Source organism: Streptomyces sp. NPDC048751, assembly GCF_043198595.1.
Taxonomy (GTDB): Bacteria; Actinomycetota; Actinomycetes; order Streptomycetales; family Streptomycetaceae; genus Streptomyces.
The window spans coordinates 67,034-89,521 of record NZ_JBICUX010000019.1 but is presented as its reverse complement, the minus strand read 5'-3'; the positions used below and the strand labels follow the sequence as shown (position 1 = coordinate 89,521).

At 70.0% G+C, this 22,488-nt stretch carries 21 protein-coding genes and 1 pseudogene; 16 read left to right on the top strand and 6 right to left on the bottom strand.

Annotated elements, in window-relative coordinates; genetic code table 11:
• Positions 1-223: 223 nt before the first annotated feature.
• Positions 224-2,251 (top strand): HelD family protein, encoded by a 2,028-nt coding sequence (locus ACGFNV_RS40575; protein ID WP_393629892.1) that lies wholly within the window; start codon positions 224-226, stop codon positions 2,249-2,251.
• Between the two features lie 315 nt (positions 2,252-2,566).
• Here the strand turns inward: ACGFNV_RS40575 and ACGFNV_RS40570 are convergent, their stop codons facing one another.
• Together ACGFNV_RS40570 and ACGFNV_RS40565 are read right to left on the bottom strand one after the other, a co-directional pair.
• A complete protein-coding gene (locus tag ACGFNV_RS40570) occupies positions 2,567-2,860 on the bottom strand; it encodes a DUF1330 domain-containing protein (RefSeq protein ID WP_393629890.1) in 294 nt (97 codons plus the stop codon).
• 704 nt (positions 2,861-3,564) lie between these two features.
• A complete protein-coding gene (locus ACGFNV_RS40565) occupies positions 3,565-3,930 on the bottom strand; it encodes a winged helix-turn-helix transcriptional regulator (RefSeq protein WP_393629888.1) in 366 nt (121 codons plus the stop codon).
• A gap of 232 nt (positions 3,931-4,162) precedes the next feature.
• On the opposite strand from ACGFNV_RS40565, the gene nadC reads away from it, so the two are divergent.
• Entirely contained in the window at positions 4,163-5,056 is an 894-nt protein-coding gene (nadC, locus tag ACGFNV_RS40560; RefSeq protein WP_393629886.1) for a carboxylating nicotinate-nucleotide diphosphorylase, read from the top strand.
• Positions 5,044-5,898: a PhzF family phenazine biosynthesis protein gene (locus ACGFNV_RS40555; protein ID WP_393629885.1), complete on the top strand. Its 855-nt coding sequence runs from the start codon at positions 5,044-5,046 to the stop codon at positions 5,896-5,898. Before nadC ends, ACGFNV_RS40555 begins: the two co-directional genes overlap by 13 nt.
• Before the next feature lie 183 nt (positions 5,899-6,081).
• Here the strand turns inward: ACGFNV_RS40555 and ACGFNV_RS40550 are convergent, their stop codons facing one another.
• Together ACGFNV_RS40550 and xylA are read right to left on the bottom strand one after the other, a co-directional pair.
• Positions 6,082-6,489, bottom strand: a complete 408-nt coding sequence (locus tag ACGFNV_RS40550; protein WP_393629883.1) for a hypothetical protein — start codon at positions 6,487-6,489, stop codon at positions 6,082-6,084.
• A gap of 151 nt (positions 6,490-6,640) precedes the next feature.
• Complete coding sequence (gene xylA / locus ACGFNV_RS40545; protein ID WP_393629881.1) at positions 6,641-7,807, bottom strand: xylose isomerase; 1,167 nt, start codon at positions 7,805-7,807, stop codon at positions 6,641-6,643.
• Positions 7,808-7,984: 177 nt separating this feature from the next.
• Here xylA and xylB point away from each other — a divergent pair, with 177 nt between their 5' ends.
• The 8 genes from xylB to istB all read left to right on the top strand — a co-directional run bounded on the left by xylB (position 7,985) and on the right by istB (position 16,988).
• Positions 7,985-9,430: a xylulokinase gene (gene xylB, locus ACGFNV_RS40540; RefSeq protein ID WP_393629879.1), complete on the top strand. Its 1,446-nt coding sequence runs from the start codon at positions 7,985-7,987 to the stop codon at positions 9,428-9,430.
• Positions 9,431-9,443: 13 nt separating this feature from the next.
• Positions 9,444-10,697 carry an ROK family protein gene (locus ACGFNV_RS40535; RefSeq protein ID WP_393629877.1) on the top strand — a complete coding sequence of 418 codons (1,254 nt, stop codon included), beginning with the start codon at positions 9,444-9,446 and terminating at the stop codon, positions 10,695-10,697.
• Positions 10,698-10,972: 275 nt separating this feature from the next.
• Positions 10,973-11,569 (top strand): N-acetylmuramoyl-L-alanine amidase, encoded by a 597-nt coding sequence (locus ACGFNV_RS40530; RefSeq protein WP_393629876.1) that lies wholly within the window; start codon positions 10,973-10,975, stop codon positions 11,567-11,569.
• 61 nt (positions 11,570-11,630) lie between these two features.
• The gene (locus ACGFNV_RS40525) at positions 11,631-12,923 is read left to right on the top strand and encodes a GAF domain-containing protein (RefSeq protein WP_393629874.1); all 1,293 of its coding nucleotides are present in this window, start codon (positions 11,631-11,633) and stop codon (positions 12,921-12,923) included.
• Positions 12,924-13,017: 94 nt separating this feature from the next.
• Entirely contained in the window at positions 13,018-14,541 is a 1,524-nt protein-coding gene (locus ACGFNV_RS40520) for an aldehyde dehydrogenase family protein (protein ID WP_393629872.1), read from the top strand.
• A 168-nt stretch (positions 14,542-14,709) separates the two neighbouring features.
• A complete protein-coding gene (locus tag ACGFNV_RS40515) occupies positions 14,710-15,153 on the top strand; it encodes a transposase (protein WP_393629870.1) in 444 nt (147 codons plus the stop codon).
• 45 nt (positions 15,154-15,198) lie between these two features.
• Positions 15,199-16,194 (top strand): hypothetical protein, encoded by a 996-nt coding sequence (locus ACGFNV_RS40510; protein ID WP_393629868.1) that lies wholly within the window; start codon positions 15,199-15,201, stop codon positions 16,192-16,194.
• The gene (istB, locus tag ACGFNV_RS40505) at positions 16,191-16,988 is read left to right on the top strand and encodes an IS21-like element helper ATPase IstB (protein WP_393629866.1); all 798 of its coding nucleotides are present in this window, start codon (positions 16,191-16,193) and stop codon (positions 16,986-16,988) included. The genes ACGFNV_RS40510 and istB overlap by 4 nt, the downstream gene beginning before the upstream one ends.
• Positions 16,989-17,061: 73 nt before the next feature.
• Here istB and ACGFNV_RS40500 read toward each other — a convergent pair whose 3' ends face one another.
• Together ACGFNV_RS40500 and ACGFNV_RS40495 are read right to left on the bottom strand one after the other, a co-directional pair.
• On the bottom strand, positions 17,062-17,700 hold the full coding sequence (locus ACGFNV_RS40500) for a methyltransferase domain-containing protein (protein ID WP_391223251.1): 639 nt from the start codon (positions 17,698-17,700) through the stop codon (positions 17,062-17,064).
• A 291-nt stretch (positions 17,701-17,991) separates the two neighbouring features.
• Positions 17,992-18,156, bottom strand: a pseudogene (locus tag ACGFNV_RS40495) (F420-dependent methylene-tetrahydromethanopterin reductase); the annotation flags it as partial.
• A gap of 416 nt (positions 18,157-18,572) precedes the next feature.
• Here ACGFNV_RS40495 and ACGFNV_RS40490 point away from each other — a divergent pair.
• The 5 genes from ACGFNV_RS40490 to ACGFNV_RS40470 all read left to right on the top strand — a co-directional run bounded on the left by ACGFNV_RS40490 (position 18,573) and on the right by ACGFNV_RS40470 (position 22,237).
• Positions 18,573-19,007 (top strand): DUF302 domain-containing protein, encoded by a 435-nt coding sequence (locus tag ACGFNV_RS40490; RefSeq protein WP_393629864.1) that lies wholly within the window; start codon positions 18,573-18,575, stop codon positions 19,005-19,007.
• A 392-nt stretch (positions 19,008-19,399) separates the two neighbouring features.
• Positions 19,400-19,606 (top strand): hypothetical protein, encoded by a 207-nt coding sequence (locus ACGFNV_RS40485; protein ID WP_393629863.1) that lies wholly within the window; start codon positions 19,400-19,402, stop codon positions 19,604-19,606.
• Positions 19,607-19,627: 21 nt separating this feature from the next.
• Positions 19,628-21,508 (top strand): MMPL family transporter, encoded by a 1,881-nt coding sequence (locus tag ACGFNV_RS40480; RefSeq protein ID WP_393629861.1) that lies wholly within the window; start codon positions 19,628-19,630, stop codon positions 21,506-21,508.
• An 86-nt stretch (positions 21,509-21,594) separates the two neighbouring features.
• On the top strand, positions 21,595-21,864 hold the full coding sequence (locus ACGFNV_RS40475) for a metal-sensitive transcriptional regulator (RefSeq protein ID WP_393629859.1): 270 nt from the start codon (positions 21,595-21,597) through the stop codon (positions 21,862-21,864).
• 154 nt (positions 21,865-22,018) lie between these two features.
• Complete coding sequence (locus tag ACGFNV_RS40470) at positions 22,019-22,237, top strand: hypothetical protein (RefSeq protein WP_393629858.1); 219 nt, start codon at positions 22,019-22,021, stop codon at positions 22,235-22,237.
• Positions 22,238-22,488 lie beyond the last annotated feature (251 nt).

Here is a 22,488-nt window from a genome sequence, read left to right as displayed (position 1 = left end):
CACTTCCTTTCCAGTGCACGGGAAAGTATCACCGGCATTCAAGGGAAACGAAGGAATGCATGAAACGAAGTGCGGTCAGCCGTAAGGACATAGGTGCAACAAGTAAGTCAAGACTTACCTTTAGGGAACTTTGGCCGTATGGTGCGGCTCGAATCGAAGGAGTCCCTTGTTGTCAAAAATAAATGATTCTGCTGTGCGTGCGGTTGAATCGGAGCAGGGTTACGTGTCCTCCTTGTATGAGCTGCTTACCGAGCGGCTTTCGGAGGCGCGAGCGAACCGGGCGAGTGTGCTGAAGGCCCAGGCGGACAGCGCCGGCGAGGCATACGAGAGAGAGATCGCCGCCGAGCGTCTGACCAAGGAGATCGGCCGGCTGGAGGGCGCCGAGAAGGGGCTGGTCTTCGGGCGCATCGACTGGACGGACGGCACGGCCCTGCGCATCGGGCGGATCGGACTGCAGACGGAGGAGGATGACCTGCCGCTGCTCGTGGACTGGCGCGCGAACGCGGCGCGGCCCTTCTACGAGGCGACACCGGTCCACCCGATGGATCTGCGGCGGCGCCGGCACCTGCGCCTCGAGGGGCGCACGGTCGTCTCGGTGAGCGACGAATTGCTGGACGGGTCCGCTCCGACCGACGAGGACATCGTGGGGGACGGCCCGTTGACCGAGGCTCTGTCGGCACGGCGTACGGGCAGGATGCACGCGGCCGTCGCGACGCTGCAGGCCGAGCAGGACGAGATCGTCCGCTCCGCCCACCGCGGGGTGACCGTGGTGCAGGGCGGGCCCGGCACCGGCAAGACGGTGGTCGCCCTGCACCGGGCGGCCTACGTCCTGTACGCGTTCCCGCGCGCCGCGGAGGAAGGCGTCCTCGTGGTGGGCCCCAACGCCCGTTTCCTCGACTACATCTCCCAGGTCCTTCCCTCGCTCGGGGAGAACGACGTCGATCTGGCGACCTGTCAGGAACTGGCCGGAGTGTCCCCGGACGCGGTGGACCCGTTCGACACGGCGCGCCTCAAGGGCGGCCTGGACCTCGCCGACGCCCTGGCCGGCCTGCTGCGAGAGCACCAGGCCCCCGCCGGTGACTTCACCGTCCGGGTCGGGCGGGAACTGGTCCACCTGTCCGAGAAGGAGGTCGCCATTGCACGCGCCGCCGCCCTGGCGGCCACATCCGGCCACAACCCCGCGCGCCAGGCGTTCAAGGAACTCCTGGTCGACGCCGTCACCGACGCGATGCAACGGGACATGGGCGACCTCCTGGAACAGATCGACGCCGATGCCGAGCAGATGACGGGCCTGAACCTTGACCGGTTCACGGGAGTCGCCCAGCGCCGTGCCGAGGGCGCCGCCGACCCGGGTCCGGTCCACGAACTGGACCTGGACGCCATCGGGGCCGATCTCCTCGACGACGCAGGTGTCGACCGGGCGGTCGAGGCGCTGTGGCCGAGGCTGGTACCCGGCGACCTCGTGAAGGCACTGCTGACGGATGCCGACGCCCTGGCCGAGCGCCTGCCGACCCTGACCCCGCAGGAGCGGTCCCTTCTCCTGCGTGCCCCGGACGCCCCGTGGACCGATGCGGACGTGCCATTGCTGGACGAGGCGGCAAACCTGGTCGACGGCCCGCCCGAGCGGACGTACGGGCACGTCGTCGTCGACGAGGCGCAGGAACTGACCGCTATGCAGTGGCGGATGATCGTCCGCCGCTGCCCGGCGAGGGCGATGACGCTGGTGGGTGACTTCGCCCAGTCGGGCCCGGCCACGACGGCACGCGACTGGAAGGAAGCCCTGAGCCCGCATGTCGGGACGCGGTTCAGACTGCACGACCTGACGGTCAGTTACCGCACCACGCAGGAGATCCTGGAGAGCGTCCGGGACCTGCTCGCGCGGATCGCTCCGGACCAGCGGCCCACACGGTCACTGCGCAGCGGTGAGAGCCCGCGCACCGTGACCACACATGGGGACGGGTTGGTCACCGCCGTCGTGGAGGAACTGCGCGCCCAGAGCACCGCGCAGCCGGACGAACTCCTGGGAGTGATCTGCGCGGACACCCGGGTGAGCCAGTTGACGGCTCACGGCATCGCCGACCACGCACGCATCGTGCCCGCGTCCGAAGCACGTGGCCTCGAGTTCGACGGCGTCGTCGTCCTGAACCCCGAGGAGATCATCACGGCCCGCCCCGGCGGGGAGAGGGACCTGTACGTGGCCCTGACCCGGGCCACCAAGCGCCTGTGCACCATCACCACCCAGCCCGCATGATGGCGCGGCGCCCACATGGTCGCCGCGGGCGCACAGGTGCCCCAACGCGCCGTCAACGTGCGCACTGGTGCAGCCCTGGCCTCCCTGCTCAGCCTGATGTCCTGCCTTCCGGCGTGCGTCGTCCAACGAGAGAGCCGGCTACCGGGTCCCTGCAGACTGAGACCGACTGAGTCTGCGACCTGTTCTACCCGTCCGAGGGGTTCGCCTCGGACGGGTAAGGCTTGTGTACCGGTTCGCGGTTCGCTTCGGGCGAGCGTGAGTTCTGCCGACGAGGCCAGCGGGGCCGCCAGGCCGGCCTGAACATCAGTGCGCCGGTCAGTCGACGCCTTCGACGATGCGGAAGTCGCGCTCGACGGTGTCGGAAAGGACGACCAACGCCTCCTGGTATGCCGCGCTCTCGCGTGCCGCGACCGCCTGTTCAAAGGTGTCGAACTCGATCAGGACGGTGCGCTCGGCGATTCCGGCGTCGTGGGCGACGACCCGACCGCCGCGGGCGAGCACCCGCCCGCCCCCGGCCTGGACGGCCAGACCGGCCAGCTTGTTGTAGGCGGCTAGCTTCTCGGGGTCGGAAATGGTGCGGTAGACGCTGACCCAGTAGCCCTTGGCCATGGAAACCTCCTGTGTTCGGACAAGCGTGCCAGGCTTCGAGTCGACACTCAGATTGATCGGCCCCGGCGACGGATCACCGGGCACTTCAGAGGGCGGTTCGCAAGGGACTGGCTGATTGTGGTGTGCTGTCGAGATAAGACGATGTCTCAGTTGGCGATGGAGCCCTGCCTACAACTCGTACCAATTGCTCAGTTCACCAGGCATCCCTGTCTGGATGAAGTCGTGAACGATGTCCCGCCCAAGCCGTCCTCGCTCCACATCTGGCCAGCTCAGCGTGAAGTTGGAAAGGGCTCACTGCGCCGGGAACGGGGCACCCCAGGGCTCTTCCTCCAGGAGGGGCCCGTTGGCCAGGTAGCTGATGGTTCGTCGATGTCGGTGGTGGCCTGGAGCTGTTCCTGGCTCAGTCCGGCCTGTACGAGGGTCGGATTCAGGGCGCCGCCCGGTCATGGCTGCACTCGATCTGCTCGGGCGGCGCTGGACGCTGCGCATCCTGTGAGAACCGAGCCAAGCCCCGGCAGGCTTCCGGGAGTTGCAGCGCCGTTGTGAACGCATGTCATCGAGCGCGCTCAGCACCCGGTTGGGCGAGCTGACCGGCGCCCGCGTGCCCACTCTGCACGGCGACGCCTATCACCTCACCCAGCTTGGCGAGGACCTAGGTGCCGGCGGAGGTTCCGAGCGTGCCGTCAACCCAGGCCGCGCGGGCGTCAACCGGCAGAACCCCTCTCGGGCGTCCTGTCGTCCCCGGCGTCGGGATACGAAGTGCCGTCGGCGGGCCGCTCGTTGCGGTGCGCCGGTTGCGGGTCGAGCATCGCCGCCCAGCGCTCCGACCACTGGACGAGGGGGCCGAGCGCGAGGCAGGCATCCCGCCCCAGTGGAGTGAGCTCGTACCGGCTGTCGGGTAGTTGGTGAACCACGTGGGCATCCAGCAGTTCGGTGAGGCGCTGCCGCATCACGCTGGAGGACATGTCGTCGCACTGCTTCTGCAGGGGGCGGAACCCAAGGGGGCCCCCGCGCAGCTCCCAAATGATGCGCAGGCTCCACCGTCGTCCGAACAGGTCGAGTGCGGCCATGAGGGGGCGACCGGTGGTCGAACCACGAACTGGCTTGCCGGGTTTTGGGGTTGGCATGGCGTGGAGTCCAGCCTCCAAGATTGATGCTTCGGATTCCGAAACGCTACCATCGACGATCGCTTCGGAAAACGAAACGAAGGGGGCTGTCGTGGCAACCACCCACCCGCGTCGCCCCGCACCGTGCGCTGCGGAATCCCACAATCACCGTCGCCCCCTCGGAGATGGAGAGCAGATGACCACGACACAGTTTCCCTCGGCTGCGGGACGGGCCGCCGTCGCCGCCGCCCTGGCCGAGGACGCCTCGGGGAGAGACATCACCACCGCGTGGAGTGTTCCCGAAGACCTGGCGGCCACGGCCGAAGTCCGCACCCGGCAGAGCGGCATTGCCGCCGGCCTCCCCGTGGTCGCCGAGGTCTTCGCGCAGGTCGATCCCGAGGTTGAGATCGAGACCAGCGTCACCGACGGCGCCCGGCTGACCGAGGGCGACGTCCTGATGCGCCTGTCCGGTCCGGCGCGCAGCCTGATCACCGGCGAGCGCACGGCGCTGAACTTCCTGCAGCGCCTGTGCGGCATCGCGACACTGACCGACCGCTACGTCCAGGCCGTGGCCGCGACCAAGACCCGCATTCTGGACACCCGCAAGACGGCACCGGGACTGCGTGCCCTCGACAAGTACGCGGTGACCGTCGGCGGTGGCCGCAACCACCGGCTCGACCTCGCGGCGATGGTCCTGCTCAAGGAGAACCACATCGCCGCGGCGGGCGGGGTGACCGCAGCGATCGAGGCGGTTCGCCGCGGGATGGCGCGTACCGGGCAGACGGTGGAGGTCGATGTCGAGGTGCAGACCGTGGCAGAAGCCGCTGAGGCGCTCGATGCCGGGGCTCGCTGGATCATGCTCGACAACATGCCGTTGGCCGACATCGAGCAGGTGGTGAAGATCCGGGCCGGACGGGCCGACGCTCCCCGGATCCTGCTGGAGGCCTCGGGCACCGTCCGCCTGGACAGTGTCCGCGCCATCGCCGAAACGGGCGTCGACCTCATCTCGGTCGGAGCGTTGACACACAGCGCGCCCGCACTCGACCTGACGATGCTGCTGACCACCGGCCCGGTGCCATGCCCGAGGTAGCGATCGTCGACGCGTGTCAGCGACAGCGCAGGGGTGGCAGCCCGACCGCCATTCTTGACGACGCGCCGCTGACCGACGAGGAACGATGCCGTGTTCCCACGGAGTTGGGAACGTCGCATGCCGTCTTCCTCCGCGCAACCGGAACCGAGCGCGCCCATCCGTCGTACACCCTCCGGTTCTTCACCGCCGCAGGCGAACTGCCCGCCTGCGGCCACGGCACCGTCGCCGCCCTCGCGCTGCTCGCCGAACGTGAAGGCGGCGACGACTACTGCGCCGTCCTGCGGACGACCCACCGCAGTTTCGACGGCCGGGCCACCCGAAACGGTGACAGCCTGACAGCATCGTTCGATCCAGGCCCGGTCAGCCTGAGCGACGCCCAAGGGCCCGAACTGGAGGCGATCGCACACGGCCTCGGACTGCCCGAGGACGCAGTCGCCGGGGACGCCTGCGTGGCGTCGAACGGGCGGCCGAGGCTTCTGCTGCCCGTCTGGTCCCGCGCCGTGCTGGCCGAACTCACTCCGGACTTCACCCTGCTGCGCGCCGCCTGCGACCGCCACGGTCTGCTGGGCTGCTACGCCTACTCGCTCCCGGACCGGCACGGCCGGGCAGCAGCCCGGATGTTCGCGCCGTCGATCGGAGTCCCCGAGGACATCGCCAACGCCAACAGCACGGCCTGCCTGGCCGCGCACGCGGCCGGATCCGGTACGGACCGCCTCATCGTCGACATGGGCGACCACCTCGGCTGCCCGTCGACCATCACAGCAACCGTTCACCACGACGGCGTGGAGCACCGAATCCGGGTCGGCGGCCAAGCGACGATCGCGCGAACGGTCGTGCGCTGAGGCCTGCGGTACCCAGGGCAGGTCAGGCTGCGTGCCGAGCAGAGCCGCCCACGGGCTGTCGGCCGGTGCGGCCAGATCCAATTTCACAGCGGGCACAGCACGCACAGCGGGCACAGCACGCACAGCCGGCACGCGACACACGCGCGTGCCCTCGAACTGCGCGGAGCCCTCGGTCTGCAACGATCAGTCAGGCAGGAGGTCGCCCAACGACGGCAACAGTGACTCCAGATCGCTCGGCACCCCACTCGGCAGTTCGCTGGGGAACTGCGACGGCAGGGAGGGAATCCGGCTCGGGAACCTGCTGGGCAACTCGGTGGGGATGCTGAACGAGGGATCGGCCGAGCCGCTGGGGCTGGTGCCGCTGCCTCCGGACGGTTTGCCGTCCGGGGAGTCGCCGTCGGACACCATCAACACCACGGCGGCGACGGCTGCGACCGCCACCAGGACCGTCAGCAGGACGAAGAGGGGGTTCGGGCGCCTTCGCGGACCGCCACCGGAGTCGTAGCCCAGGGTGGGCGGTCCGAAGTCGCCCGGAGGCGGCATGTCACCCGGCGGTCCGGGCGGCTGGGGTGGTACGGGCGGCATGGCCATACCACCCAGAGTCTGCCTCGAACCGGTCACGGGGCGACCCCCGCGCGGGAGTTGGTACGGACTCATGCCATGGATCGCACGATTCCGGAGCATTCCACGCGGGGGCCGGTCACCGCAGTCCACGCGCGCAGCGGGCCACGCGCGTGTGCGTTCAGCCGCGCGCGCCCAGGAGGTGGTCCATGGCCAGCTGGTCGAGCTGCTCGAAGGCCATCCCGCGCGCGGCGGCCGCCTCCGCGTCGAACTCCTCGAAGGCCGTGCGGTCGGCGAGCAGTGCCTGCAGGCCGTCCGCCGCGGTGGCCTGTGCCAGCTCGTCCAGGCGGGAGGCACGCAGGGCCTCCTGGACCTCCGGGTCGGCGCGGAACGCCGCCGCCCGCTCCTTCAGGATGAGGTAGTTGCGCATGCAGCCCGCGGCCGACGCCCACACACCGTCGAGGTCCTCGGTCCGCGGCGGCTTGAAGTCGAAGTGGCGCGGGCCGTCGTACCCGGCGCTCTCCAGCAGGTCGACCAGCCAGAATGCCGAGCGCAGGTCACCGGCGCCGAAGCGCAGGTCCTGGTCGTACTTGATGCCGGACTGACCGTTGAGGTCGATGTGGAAGAGCTTGCCCGCCCACAGGGCCTGCGCGATGCCGTGCGGGAAGTTGAGCCCGGCCATCTGCTCGTGGCCCACCTCGGGGTTGACGCCGTAGAGCTCGGGGCGCTCCAGGCGCTCGATGAACGCGAGCGCGTGGCCGACGGTGGGCAGGAGGATGTCACCGCGCGGCTCGTTCGGCTTGGGCTCGATGGCGAAGCGCAGGTCGTAGCCCTGGGAGGTGACGTACTCGCCGAGGAGGTCGAAGGCCTCCTTCATGCGGTCGAGCGCGACGCGCACGTCCTTGGCGGCGCCGGACTCCGCGCCCTCGCGGCCGCCCCAGGCGACGTACGTCTTGGCGCCCAGCTCGACCGCGAGGTCGATGTTGCGGATCGTCTTGCGCAGGGCGTAGCGGCGCACGTCGCGGTCGTTGGCGGTGAACGCGCCGTCCTTGAAGACGGGGTGCGTGAACAGGTTGGTGGTGGCCATCGGGACCGTCATGCCGGTCGCGTCGAGCGCCTGGCGGAAGCGCTTGATGTGCGACTCGCGCTCGGAGTCCGAGGAGCCGAAGGGGATCAGGTCGTCGTCGTGGAAGGTCACCCCGTACGCGCCGAGCTCGGCCAGGCGCTGCACCGTCTCGACCGGGTCGAGGGCGCGGCGGGTGGCGTCGCCGAACGGGTCCCTTCCCTGCCAGCCGACGGTCCACAGGCCGAAGGTGAACCTGTGCTCGGGGGTGGGCTGGTAGCTCATGCCGCGGCTCCTTGCTGCTGACTATTTCGTCATGGCCGTTTACAAATTAGTATGCCGACGCAGCTCTGGGAAGGGACAAGATGTCCCCGAGGGGTGGGTTCCGTGTCGCAGCGACCCGGGACGGACGAAGAACAAGCAGGTCAGAGCCTGCGGAGCCGCGGAAAAAGGGAGAGCCCGATGTCAGCAGCCGAGGGTCCGCTCGTCGTCGGCGTGGACTCGTCCACCCAGTCCACCAAGGTGCTCGTCGTCGACGCGGCCACCGGGCAGGTCGTCGCGAGCGGTCAGGCCTCGCACACCGTGTCCTCCGGGGCCGGCCGGGAGAGCGACCCGCGCCAGTGGTGGGAGGCCCTGTGCGAGGCGCTGCGCCAGTGTGGTGACGCGGCGCACGAGGCCGCCGCGGTGTCGATCGGCGGGCAGCAGCACGGTCTCGTCACCCTCGACGAGCGGGGCGAGCCCGTGCGCCCCGCGTTGTTGTGGAACGACGTGCGCTCGGCGCCGCAGGCACGTCGGCTGATCGAGGAGCTGGGAGGCCCGAAGGCCTGGGCCGAACGCACGGGCAGTGTGCCCGGCGCGTCCTTCACGGTCACGAAGTGGGCCTGGCTGGCCGAGCACGAGCCGGAGGCGGTCCGCGCGACGAAGGCCGTGCGCCTCCCCCACGACTACCTGACCGAGCGCCTCACCGGTCAGGGCACGACCGACCGCGGCGACGCCTCGGGGACGGGCTGGTGGGCGTCCGGGACGGAGTCGTACGACGCCGAGATCCTCACCCATGTAGGGCTCGATCCGGCGCTGCTGCCCCGCGTGGTGCGGCCCGGCGAGGTGGCGGGCACCGTCCGCGACAGCCACGACCTGCCGTTCGCCAAGGGCACCCTGGTGGCCCCCGGCACCGGCGACAACGCCGCGGCCGCGCTGGGCCTGGGGCTGCGTCCCGGTACGCCCGTACTGAGCCTGGGCACGTCGGGCACGGTGTACGCCGTCTCCCAGCGGCGCCCCGCCGACCCGACCGGCACCGTGGCGGGCTTCGCGGACGCCTGCGGGGACTGGCTGCCGCTGGCCTGCACCCTGAACTGCACGCTCGCCGTGGACCGCGTCGCCACCCTGCTGGGCCTGGACCGCGAGGCCGTGGAGCCGACCGCCGGTGTCACCCTGTTGCCGTACCTCGACGGCGAACGCACCCCGAACCTGCCGAGCGCCTCGGGACTCCTGCACGGCCTGCGCCACGACACCTCCGCGGGCCAGCTCCTGCAGGCCGCCTACGACGGTGCCGTCCACTCGCTGCTCGGCGCGCTGGACCTGGTCCTCGACGAGGACGCGGACCGCTCGGCCCCGCTGCTGCTGATCGGCGGCGGCGCCCGCGGCACGGCCTGGCAGCAGACCGTACGGCGGCTGTCGGGGCGCCCCGTCCAGGTCCCGGAGGCCAAGGAGCTGGTCGCGCTGGGCGCCGCGGCCCAGGCCGCCGGCCTGCTGACCGGCGAGGATCCGGCCGCCGTCGCCCGTCGCTGGAACACCGCCCGGGGACCGGTCCTGGACGCCGTGGAACGGGACGAGGAGACGTTGGCCAGGATCGCCGGGGTACTCTCCGACGCGGCCCCGCTGCTGGAGCGGAGCACGGACGCCCACTGAGGACTCGACAGGCATGACCGCACCGCTGCACGAGAACAACTCGGCCGGTCACGGACGCGCGCTGCCCGACACCCAGCAGGGCATGCGCCGCCGCAACCTGGCGAGGGTGATGCACGCCGTCAGCGCCGAGGGGCCGCTCTCCCGTGCCGCGGTGGCCTCCCACATCGGGCTGACCCGGGCAGCGGTCTCCACCCTCGTCGACGAGCTCATACGCTCCGGCCTCCTGGAGGAACTGGGCCCCGAGCGGCCCGACAGGGTGGGCCGCCCGGGAGCGGCACGGCCCGGAAGAGTGGGCCGCCCGGGCTCGGCCCTGGCTGTCAGCGGGCACGGTCCCGCCGGGATCGGCGCCGAGGTCGGCGTCGACCACCTCGCGGTCTGCGCGGTCGACCTGCGCGGGGAGGTGCGGGCACGTGCCGTGCGGCACGGCACCAACCGCGGCCGCACCCCGGAACCGGTGATCGGGGAGCTCACCGACCTGGTGCGCCGGGTCGTCGCCGAGGCGGAGCGGGAGAAGTTGTGGCCGGCCGGGATCGCCGTGGCCGTGCCGGGTCTGGTGGCGCGCGACGCCCGGACCGTCGTACGCGCCCCGAACCTCGACTGGCACGACACCGACCTCGGCGCCCTGTTGCCCGTGGAGTTTCCGCTGACGGTGGACAACGAGGCCAACTTCGGCGGGCTCGCCGAACTCTGGCTCGGCGAGGACACCCCACGGGACTTCCTTCATGTGTCGGCCGAGATCGGTATCGGTGCGGCGATGGTCGTGGACGGTGCGCTGCTGCGCGGAACCCGGGGATTCGCGGGCGAGTTGGGGCATGTGCCGGTGCGGCCGGACGGGCCGGAGTGCGCGTGCGGCGGGCGCGGCTGCCTGGAGCAGTACGCCGGTGAGGAGGCGGTGCTGCGCGCCGCCGGTCTGGAGTTGGGCGAGGACCGCGTCGGACTGCTGGCGGGACGCGCCACCGACGGCGACGAGGACGTACGGCGCGCTCTGCACGAGGCCGGGACGGCGCTCGGCATCGCACTGACCGGGGCGGTGAACCTGCTGGACCCCGAGAGCGTTGTGCTCGGCGGTGCACTGGCCGGACTCGCGCCATGGCTGCTGCCGGCCCTGCGCGACGAACTGGCGCGGCGGACGGCGGGGCCGGCCTGCCCGGTCTCGGTGTCGCGACTGGGCTCCGAGGGGCCGCTCCTGGGGGCCGCGCACTCGGTCGTGCGGGCCGTGCTGGACGATCCGGCGGCGGTGGCGGCGGTCGCGGCGGACCGGTCCTGACCAGCCGTCAAAAGACGGCAAGGAAAACGGAGTCACCCATTCGGGTGGGCAAGTTGTCCACAAGCCCGTGGCTGTCCACGGAAACGCGCCGCTCCCGTCTGCGTGATCGGGGAGCGCCGTACCGTGATGCACACGAGACGCACCCGCTGTGCGCAGAACGGAGCCCATGTGATGAGCGACCCCAGCATGTCGACCGTCCGGTCCCGGATATCCCGACTCCCCTCGCCGTGCGTGACCTCCACCCCCGCCTCACCCCAGCACCGAAGGGACCCTCCATGGAACGAGCCAGGCCGCTCCCCAGCAGGCGACGGCTCCTGAAGGGCGCGGCACTCGCCGCCGTGCCGTACACGCTGCTCAACGGCACCCGGGCCGACGCACGGGCGGCGGTCGACTACCCGCTCGCCGAGTGGCAGCCCGCGACCCCCCTCAACTACACGCTGTCGGACCGCCCCACGGAGTACTCCGTGGACCGCGTCGTCATCCACGTCACGCAGACCACCTACGCCACGGCCCTGTCCATCTTCCAGGACCCCCAGAAGAAGGTGTCCGCGCACTACGTGGTCGGGTCCGCCGACGGGCACGTGGCGCAGTGCGTGCGGGAGGCCGACGTCGCCTGGCACGCGGGGAACTGGGACTACAACACACGCAGCGTCGGCATCGAGCACGAGGGGTGGGTGGACCAGCCGGCGTACTTCACCGACGTCATGTACGAGGAGTCGGCGAGACTCACGGCGTGGGTCTGCGACAGATACGGCATCCCCAAGGACAGGGAGCACATCATCGGCCACGTCGAGGTGCCGGGGACCGATCACACCGACCCCGGGCCGCTCTGGGACTGGGTGCGCTATCTGAGGATGGTCAACTTCGCCTGACCGTACCCGGAATCGGGGACACCGGCCGAAACGGTTGTCGGCACGGGCACCCGGCGTGACGATGTCCCCATCCGTATCGCTCCAGGAGGCCGAGTTGACCGATCCCTGGGTGGCCCTGGACCCCGGGGCCGACCCCGTCGAACGTACGCGGGCCCTGCGTCGCGCGCACGAGACGTTCACCGAGGTGGGCACCGTTCCGCGGCCGGTGCGTTCGGTGGTGGCCGCCTCGTGGCGGCGTTCCGCGCGGGCCGGCGTCGGGCCGGACGGCACCGCGAGCGTGGAGATCGCGGACGGTGACCTCGACGCCGTGCGCGCCGAGCATCCGCTGGCGCGGGTGATGCCGTTGTTCCGGGAACTCATGGGCACGTTCGCCTCCGACGGCGCGCATCTGCTCGCGGTGTGCGACGCGCACGGCCGACTGCTGTGGGTGGAGGGCCACCCCGCGACACGGCGGCAGGCGGGGCGGATGAACTTCGTCCCGGGCGCGCGGTGGGCGGAGTCCGCGGTCGGGACGAACGCTCCGGGTACGGCGGTCGCCGTCGGCCGCCCGGTGCAGGTGTTCACCGCCGAGCACTTCATCCGCCGGGTGCAGCCCTGGACGTGCGCGGCGGCGCCGGTGCACGATCCGCGAACGGGGCGAGTGCTCGGCGCCGTCGACGTCACCGGCGGAGACGGTCTGGCGCACCCGCACAGCCTGGGCTTCGTCCAGGCCGTGGCGCGCGCCGCGGAGGCTCACCTCGCGCTGCTCGCCCCGGAGCCGCCCGCCGTCGACGCGCCCGAGCTGACGGTGCTCGGACGCGACGAGGCGCTGCTTCTCTTCGGCGGCCACAAGATCCGGCTCAGCCGCAGGCACAGCGAGATCGTGGTGCTGCTGTCCCGCCATCCGGAGGGGCTGACCGGTGACGAGTTGCTGTGCGCGTTGTACGAGGACGAGTCGGTGACGCCGGTGACCCTGCGCGCCGAACTGGCCCGCCTGCGCGGGGTCCTGGGTCCGGGGCTGCTGGCCTCGCGGCCGTACCGGCTCACCGTGCCGGTCGAGTCGGACCTGACTGTCGTGGAGCGGCGTCTGGCGGCCGGGGCGGTGACGGCGGCCGCGGCGGCGTACGCCGGTCCTCTGCTGCCCGCCTCGCGGGCACCGGCCGTGGCTCGGATCCGCGACCGCCTCACCGACGGGCTGCGGGCCGCGCTGTTAGCCCGACGCGACCCCGACCTGCTGGCGGACTGGGCGCACGCGCCGTGGGGTGAGGACGACGTCGAGGTGTGGCGTGCGTTGGCGGCGGCGCGGCCGACGGCGACGGTACGGTCCCGGCTGGCCGCCCTGGAGTCCGAGCTGGCGGCCCCCTGGCCGCCCTGACGGCGGCGCAACGTGGTCGCAACGTCCGCTTCCCTAGCCTCGCCGCCGAGAGCTGCCCAACGGCGGGCAGCGCTGCTGAAGGAGGCAGACCGGCATGACACGTTACGCGGCGCCCGGCACCGAGGGCGCGATCGTCTCCTACCAGGCGCGCTATGACCACTTCATCGGCGGCGAGTACGTGCCTCCGGCCCGCGGACAGTACTTCGAGAACCCGAGCCCGGTGAACGGGCAGCCCTTCACCGAGGTCGCGCGCGGCACGGCGGAGGACGTGGAGGCTGCGCTCGACGCGGCGCACGCGGCGGCGCCCGGCTGGGGCCGCAAGTCCGCCTCCGAACGCTCGGACGTCCTTCTCAAGATCGCCGACCGCATGGAGGCGAACCTGGAGGCACTGGCGGTCGCCGAAAGCTGGGAGAACGGCAAGCCGGTCCGGGAGACGCTGGCGGCCGACATCCCGCTCGCCATCGACCACTTCCGGTACTTCGCGGGCGCGATCCGCGCGCAGGAGGGCTCGCTGGGCGAGGTCGACGACGACACGGTGGCGTACCACTTCCACGAGCCGCTCGGCGTGGTCGCGCAGATCATCCCGTGGAACTTCCCCATCCTGATGGCGACGTGGAAGCTCGCCCCGGCGATCGCGGCGGGCAACGCGGTCGTCCTCAAGCCCGCCGAGCAGACGCCGGTGTCCATCCACTACTGGATGAGCCTGGTCGCGGACCTGCTTCCGCCGGGCGTGGTGAACATCGTCAACGGCTTCGGCCCGGAGGCCGGCAAACCGCTCGCCTCCAGCCCGCGGGTGGCGAAGGTCGCCTTCACCGGCGAGACGTCGACCGGGCGGTTGATCATGCAGTACGCCGCGGAGAACCTCAAGCCGGTCACGCTGGAGCTCGGCGGCAAGTCGCCGAACATCTTCTTCGACGACGTGTGGGAGAAGGACGACGACCTGCGCGACAAGGCGCTCGAGGGCTTCACCATGTTCGCCCTCAACCAGGGCGAGGTGTGCACCTGCCCGTCCCGAGGCCTGATCCAGCGAGGCAACTACGGCGACTTCCTCCAGGCGGCCGTCGCCCGCACCGAACTGATCAAGCCCGGCCACCCCCTCGACACCGACACGATGATCGGCGCGCAGGCCTCCGGCGAGCAGCTCGCGAAGATCCTCTCCTACCTCGACATCGGCCGCAAGGAAGGCGCCAAGGTCCTCACCGGCGGTGAACGCCTCGACTACGACGGAGAGTTGAAAGGCGGCTACTACGTCCAGCCGACCATCTTCGAGGGCGACAACCGCATGCGGATCTTCCAGGAGGAGATCTTCGGGCCGGTGGTCTCCGTGACCTCCTTCGACGACTTCGACGACGCCATCAAGATCGCCAACGACACGTCGTACGGCCTCGGCGCGGGCGTCTGGACCCGCGACATCAACACCGCCTACCGAGCGGGCCGCTCCATCCAGGCCGGCCGCGTCTGGACCAACTGCTACCACGCCTACCCGGCACATGCCGCCTTCGGCGGCTACAAGCAGTCGGGGATCGGCCGGGAGACGCACAAGATGATGCTGGAGCACTATCAGCAGACGAAGAACCTCCTGGTGTCGTACTCACCGAAGAAGCTGGGCTTCTTCTAGAGGCACGAAAAAAGGCGCCTGAGCTGGGCTTTTGCCCGCCAGGCGCCTTCCCCTCGGCCGGCCCAGCGCAAGGGCCGACTTACGTCATAACTCCCATGGACCGCAGGGCCGCCGGGCACCGCCAGGCATGTTCTGAAACTCCTGGCTCGCCGGATCCAGCACCTGACCGTGGAGATCGACGATCTGAACAAGCGCATAGCCGAGGGTGTCGAGGCCAGCGTTCCCGGCCTGCTCGACGTGGCCGGCGTCGGCCCGGACAGCGCCGCCGCCCTCCTGATCTCGGCCGGCGACAACCCCGAGCGCCTCATCAACGAGGCGGCCTTCGCCGCCCTATGCGGCACCAGCCCTGTCGAGGCGTCCTCCGGCAAGACCCAGAGACGTCGCCTCAACCGCGGAGGCGATCGCCAGGCCAACGCCGCCCTCTACCGAATCGTCCTCAGCCGCCTGCGCTGGGACGACCGCTCCCAGGACTACCTACGGCCACGGCTGGCCGAGGGCAAAACGCGCCGAGAGATCATCCGTTGCCTGAAGCGGTACGTCGCGCGCGAGATCTACCGGCTGATCATCCCCATCAGAACGGCTGTTGCCCACGGGGCCCGGCTGGAGCCGTGAGTTGACATCCATAGGGGCATCAACCTGAAGGCCGCGGTCTCCCGGGTGCTGAGCTCGCGCTCCCGCGTGGAGAACGACCGGTGGACCGCGTTCCGGTCGCACTACGGCATCGAAAGCATGTACTGCCGCCCGGGACTCGAAGGCGCACACGAAAAGGGTGGGGTGGAGGGGCAGATCGGCTGGTTCCGCCGCAATCACATGGTCCCCGTCCCCGAGGTCGCCTCCCTCGCCGAGCTCAACGCGATGATCGAGCAGTGGGACGAGGAGGACGAACGGCGCCGGATCGGCTCCCGGCCACGGCCGGTGAGCGAGTACTTCGCCGTCGAACAGCCGCTGCTGCAGCCGTTACCGGACGAACCCTTTGAGACGGGACGGCTGTTCAGCCTGCGGGTGGATCGCTCCAGCCAAGTCAGTGTCCGCACCAATCGCTACTCCGTGCCGGTGCGGCTGATCGGGCGGACGGTGAGAGCGATACTGCACGCGTCCGAGCTGGTGGTCTACGACGGCCAGCGGGAGGTCGCCCGTCATGAACGGCTGATCGCCAAGGGGAAGGCCCGGCTGGATCTGGACCACTACCTGGAAGCCCTGGTCCGCAAGCCCGGAGCGTTTCCCGGGGCCACCGCCCTCGAACAGGCGCGTTCCGCAGGGAAGTTCACGCCCGTCCATGACGCCTGGTGGGAGGCGGCGAAGGCTTCACACGGCGAGCGGGACGGCACCCGGGCCCTGGTCGAGGTCCTGCTGATGGGCCGCCACGTTCCCCATGAGCACCTGGTCGCCGGGCTTGCCTCCGCGCTCAGGGCCGGCGCGCTGACCGCGGACGCCGTCGCCCTGGAGGCACGGAAGGCTGCCGAAGCCGACGAGGTCGCGGCTCCGGTTGTCCTTGCGGAGCCGGAACGGACGAACGTGACCTCGCTGACCGAACGGCGGCTGGCCCAGCTGCCGCCCGACACCCGGCCGCTGCCCTCGGTCGCGGCCTACGACCAGCTGCTGCGAGCCCGGCAGCCGGCCGACCGCCCCGCCATCCAGGGAGAGATGCCGTGACACTCAAACGCCACCGTGGGCTGACCGAACAGGCCGCGACCGCCGCCGTCGACCAGGCATGCCGCATGCTGCGGCTGCCCACTATCCGGGCCCAGTTCCCCGACCTGGCCGAAGCCGCCGCCCGCGACCAGATGTCCTATCGCGGCTTCCTCGCCGAACTGCTGATGGCCGAGTGCGACGACCGGGCCCGCCGCCGCTCCGAACGGCGCATCAAGGCGGCGCAGTTCCCGCGGGAGAAGTCGCTGCGGGCCTTCGACTTCGAGGCCAACGGGAACGTCGACGCAGCCGTCATTCACACTCTGGCGACCTGCGAGTGGGTCAAGAAGGGCCTGCCGCTCTGCCTGATCGGCGACTCGGGCACCGGCAAGTCCCACCTGTTGATCGCGCTCGGCACCGAGGCCGCCATGGCCGGCTTCCGGGTCCGCTACACACTTGCCACCAAGCTGGTCAACGAGTTGGTCGAGGCGGCGGACGAGAAGGTCCTGACCAAGACCATCGCCCGCTACGGACGCGTCGATCTCCTCTGCATAGACGAACTCGGCTACATGGAGCTGGACCGCAGGGGCGCTGAGCTGCTGTTCCAGGTGCTCACCGAACGCGAGGAAAAGAACAGCGTCGCCATCGCCTCCAACGAGTCTTTCGGCGGCTGGACCAGGACGTTCACGGATCCGCGGCTCTGCGCGGCCATCGTCGACCGTCTCACCTTCGGCGGGAACATCATCGAGACCGGCACCGAATCCTACCGACTCGCCAGCACCAGGGCGGCCCGAGGGCAGGACGTCGCCGCGAGCTGATCACTTCTGGCGCACCGCCGTGACCGGCCCTTTCTCGCAGGCTTGAGTGTGCAGTCAGACGGCTCGCCTGGCTCTACAGGTCGGCCACGAGAAGCCGGTAGCCGGCATCGAGGGCTTCGCGGTCGAGCAGGTCGGCATGGCGTTGGTGCCACCGGCCGGAGGACAGGTCGTCTGACAGCCGGGCCAAGCCCGGCTGGAGGACTTCGTCGCTGGTTTGGGCGAACAGCGAGATACCGGCCCGCACTTCCGGGTCGAGGTATGCCTCGGGTCGGCGCCAGAAGGCGGCGAGGAATCCGTCGGTGCAGTCGTGCGGGATGGGGACGGTTTCGATGCGGGCGCCTCCCAGGAGCCTGGCCAAGCGGTCGACCGTGACGGCTCGTGTGTTGTCGAACGCGGCTGCTTCGGGCAGGTACTCCTCCAGCAGCCAGAACCTGTGGTTGATGTCGGGGTCGAAGGTGAGGACGACGATCCGTTGCCGGGCGATGCGGAGGAGTTCGCCGATGCCGGCTTCCAGGTCGCTCCAGTGGTGCACGGTCAGGAGGGCCATCGCCGCATCGGCCGAGTCGTCGGCGAGAGGGATTGACTCCGCGGATGCTTCCAGGGCCGGTGCGGATCCGGCTGGGCGCTGGGCGATCATCACTGAGCTGGGTTCAACAGCCAGCACCGTGTGTGACGGTTCGTAGGAGCCGGTGCCGGCTCCTACGTTGATCACAGTGGTGGCACCATCGAGGGCTTGATGGATCCTGGCGGCGATTCGGGGGTCCGGTCGCCGGGTGTCAGCGTAGGTCGCACCGATGCTGTTGTAAGTCGCCACACCGCACAGTATGCGCTTCCCGCTGACACCGGGAAGAGCTCGCGGCGTTGTCAGTTCTCATCGACATTTTCGAGCTGTCTGATCGCCAACTGTTACCCGAAACCGTCGACAAACGTTGCCCGCTTCCACCGACGAAACCAAACGTCTCCCCGGCGGGATAGAAGCGGACGATGTCGACCCCGGCCTCGCGCTCGTCGTCGCGGAGCCCATGCCGCCGACGCTGAACGCCAGCTCCTTCTTGCGGCCGGCCACCATCGCGTGCAGGGCGTCCTCGTCCTCGGTGAACGCCACCTCGGCGCCCCGGCAGATGTCGAAGTCGGCGCGCGTGCGGCCGGCGGCGGCGAGTCCAGCGTCACGCGCACGGCATCACCCGCATCTTTCGTCGCCGTCTTCCCATTCAGGTTCCGGCACGGGCTCCTGGCGGGGGCTTCTCACTTCGGACAGTCGCCGGGTTCTACCACGTTGCGGCGCGATGGGGCGTCACCTCCACCTCTGCAGCCCGTCAGAACCCACTCACGCGACACCTCGATGTTGAGAGGGCTTCCGAGAACGGCGACCCCCGGATGCGATCGCCTCCAGAGCTCTCACAGAACGCTCACCACTGGGCCGTACCCGAGAAGCGAGGAAGCCGCCGGAGAGCAGGTCGATCGGGGTGATCGCGCTCTTCATCAGTGCCTCCCTGCCCGCCGCCGGGCCGGGACCCGAGGTCGATCCGATACCCCCCGTGGTATGTTCAATACCCCTGGGGGTATTCAATGAAGGAGAAAGTGATGTTGACGAGTCCGGGACTGTCGCGCTCATACGCCGGCAAGCCGTTCGACGATGTGATGGAGCGGACTCGGGCCGCTTTGGCGGAGTGCGGGTTCGGGGTGCTGACCGAGATCGACGTACAGGGAACGCTGCGGGAGAAACTCGGCGTCGCGTGGGAGCGGTACGTGATTCTGGGTGCGTGCAATCCGCCTCTGGCCCACCGTGCGCTGGAGGCGACCCGGCAGATCGGACTGCTGCTGCCGTGCAACGTGGTGGTACGGCAGGACGCTGCGGATCCCTCGGTGACCGTGGTCGAGGCGGTCAATCCGGCTGTCATGGCCGAAGTCACCGACGCCCCGGGTGTGGCGGCCGTCGCGCAGGAGGCCGCGGAGCGCCTGGAGGCTGCTCTGGCGCTGTTGGACGAGGAACTCGGGTGCGGGATGCGTGAGTTCTGATGTGTCAGGCGAAGAAGTGCCGCACCTGTGGCAAGACCACATGGGCCGGATGCGGGATGCACGTGGCCCAGGTCAAGGCAGCCGTACCGGCCGGTCAGTGGTGTGACGGCCATCCGCGGGAAGCCCGGCCCCACTCCGTGCGGTGGTGGCCGTGGAAGGGCCGCAGCCCCCGCTCTTGACCTCCGGCCCTGCGGTTCCCCTCGCCGGGCGTTGCCGCCCGTACCGGTAGCGGCGCACAGACGGAACCACCACGTCGCCGACGAGTGTGTTCGGCGTGCCAGCAACGATGAAAGGCTGACAGCTCTGTCATGGTGACCTCACCCGAAACCGTCCGACATACGTCTCCTCCCCCTCGTCCCCCGGGCGGCTTGCTCGGCCGCTGGGGCGTCGCGATGGCCACCCGTGCCCGCTGGGTGTTCTTGGCGTGGGGCATCGTCGTCATCGCCCTGGGCTCCCTGGCACCCAGCGTTTTCTCCTCACTGGCGGGTGCCGGCTGGCAAGCCAATGGCTCCGAGTCGGTGAAGGTGCGTGAACTGGCCCGCGAGCACTTCGGCGGCCAGGGGTCCACCGCGCTGCAAGTCGTCGTCCACTCCGAATGATTCACCGCCGACGCCCCCGCCATGAGCGAGGTGACAACCCAGGTCACCCGAATGCTCCACCAGGACGACCGCATCGCCTCGGTGGTTCCGCCGCAGCCGGGGGCTACGATCAGCCGGGACGGCCACACCGCCATCGTGCTCGGCGGGGCGGGTGCCGACAGCGACGAGATGGTCCGCGCGGTGGACGATCTCAAGGACCGTCTCACCGGCCTGTCCACCGATGACGTCCAGGTCAGCCCGACCGGCGCCTCCGCGCTGTGGAGCGACTTCAACGAGGCCAACCACGACACGATGATCAAAGCCGAGATGCTGTCCTGGCCGGTGACGCTGGCCATCATGGTCCTCGCGTTCGGCTCCCTGGTCGCCGCCGGCCTTCCGCTGCTCCTCACCCTGGCCGGCCTGGTCGCCTCGGCGGGCGGACTGGTCCTGCTGAACGAGGTCACGCCCATCTCGGTATGGGCGATGAACTTCGCCATGATGTTCGCCCTCGCCCTGGGCATCGACTACGCCCTGTTCCTCGTCGTACGCTTCCGCGCCGGCCTGCGCCGCCACGGCGACCCGCTGGCGGCCGTCGCCGAGACCTTGCAGACCGCGGGCAAAGCGGTCCTGTTGTCCGGGCTGACCGTGCTGGTGAGCCTGTCGGCGGTACTCCTCGTACCGGCGCCCGCGGTACGGACGATGACGGTGGGCATCATGCTCGCGGTGGTCTTCGTCCTGGTCGCGACCCTCACCCTGCTGCCAGTGGTACTGGCCAAGCTCGGACACCGCGTGAACGCGGCCTCCCTGCCGTGGTCCAGGAAGCAGGAGCACCGTTCCCCGGCCTTCGCCCGCTGGGGCGAGCTGCTCCACCGCAGGCCCTGGCCCTTCGCCGCCGGCGCCTTGGCCGTGCTGGTGCTCCTGAGCGTGCCGGTCCTCGGGCTGAAGGTAGGCATGCCCTCCATCCAGGTCGTCCCTGAGGACGCACCCGTACGCCAGGGCTACGCGACCGTCCAGCAGGCGATGGGCAAGGGTGCCCCGGGCATGCTGCAGATCGTCACCCCGAGCGACAGCGCCGACTCCGTGCTGCGCACGGCCCGGGACACTCCGAGCGTGGCCGCGGTGATGGCGGCGCAGCCCGCCGCCGACCACAGCGACTACAGCGACTACAGCGACTACAGCGACTACAGCGACTACAGCATGATCCAGGTCATGCCCGCCGACGACCCCTCCAGCCCCCGCCTGGCACACACCCTCGACCAGCTCCGCACCGACCTGCCCTCCGGGGCGCTCGTCGGCGGGGCCGCCGCGGAGAACCTCGACCTGCAGACCGCGCTTGATGACTACCTCCCCCTGGTCGTCGGCGTCATCCTGACCCTGGGCTTCCTGCTCCTGCTCGTCGCGCTGCAGGCACCGCTGATCGCCCTGCTCGGCACGGTGGTCAGCCTGCTGTCCACGACCGCGGCGTTCGGCACCGCCAAGCTGATCTTCCAGGACGGGCACGGCGCCGGTCTGCTCGGATTCACCCCGCAGGGGTTCCTCGACGGCTGGGCACCGGTGTTCTTCTTCGCGATGATCTTCGCCATCGCCATGGACTACACCGTCTTCCTGCTCTCGGCCGCCAAGGAGCACTACGAGACGACCGGCACAGCGCGTGCGGCGCATGTCGAGGGCCTCGCCCACTCGGGCCGTGTGATCCTCGCAGCCGCCGGCGTCATGGTGGCCGTGTTCTTCACCTTCGCCCTGGCCGACCCCCTGCCGCCCAAGGAAATGGGGATCATCCTCGGCATCGCCGTCCTGCTCGACGCACTGCTGATCCGGCTGGTGCTGCTGCCGGTCCTGCTCCGGATCACCGGACACAGCGCCTGGCGCAGCCCGGCCTGGCTGCGCCGGATCCTCCCCGACATCAGCTTCGCGCACGACTGAACCCACCTGGGCCCGGTGATGAGGACCAAGGCCCGGCATACCCACCGGGGTATGATGACCGCCGGCATCGAACAAGGAGCACAGGCATGATCGGCGACCAGGACACCGTCACCCAGGTACGCAACCGTCTGCGCCGGGCCCAGGGACAGCTCGCCGGCGTCATCGCCATGATCGACGAAGGCCGCGACTGCAAGGACGTCGTCACCCAGCTCGCTGCCGTGTCCCGCGCTCTCGACCGCGCCGGATTCAAAATCATCGCCAGCGGCCTGCGTGAATGCGTCACCGCAGACGGTTCCACCGACGCCCCGCCGCTGTCCGAGGAAGAGCTGGAAAAGCTCTTCCTGACACTCGCCTGACCTGGCACCACGCCGAGCGCCAGCTCGACGCAGACGCCCCCCGCCCTGCAGGGACGTGATGGCCGGCGTCCGCCGCACCCCGTCGCCCGGCCCCTGTCGTCCACGAAACGGGGGCCCGCGCCGAGAAGAGCAGGGTGAGGTTCAGGCTGTTCCCGTGCGGGTGCAGACAGACGACAGCCATGCTGCAACCCATGCCACCACGCCGGGTCAGCCGATACCTCTTGTTGAGGATGCGGACATGCTCGTTGAGCAGAGCGAGTTGCTCGGCGAAGAGCATGGTGGTCAGCTACGCGCCCGCGACCGTGCCCGGGGCCGCGGTCAGCAGGTGGGTGCGCAGACGCTCCATGAGCACGTCTGGACGGGTGCGTCCTGAGTATCCGTGTCGACCGGTGAACGCTTTCATCCGCTCGGGACCGACGCGACGGGCCTGCGCAGGGGTGGGATAGTCCCGTAGAAACGCCAGGCTCCAAAGGGCCGGCCTGTATCGAAATGGATCACTACGTTTGGGGCGTGAGAGGCGTAGCGCCAGTGCTGGGGAGGTCGCCCTGTTGTTCGGGTCGCGGACCGGTTTCGGTTTGGAGTCCCACGTTGGACACGACCCGTGGCGTGCCGCGTGAGGTCGAC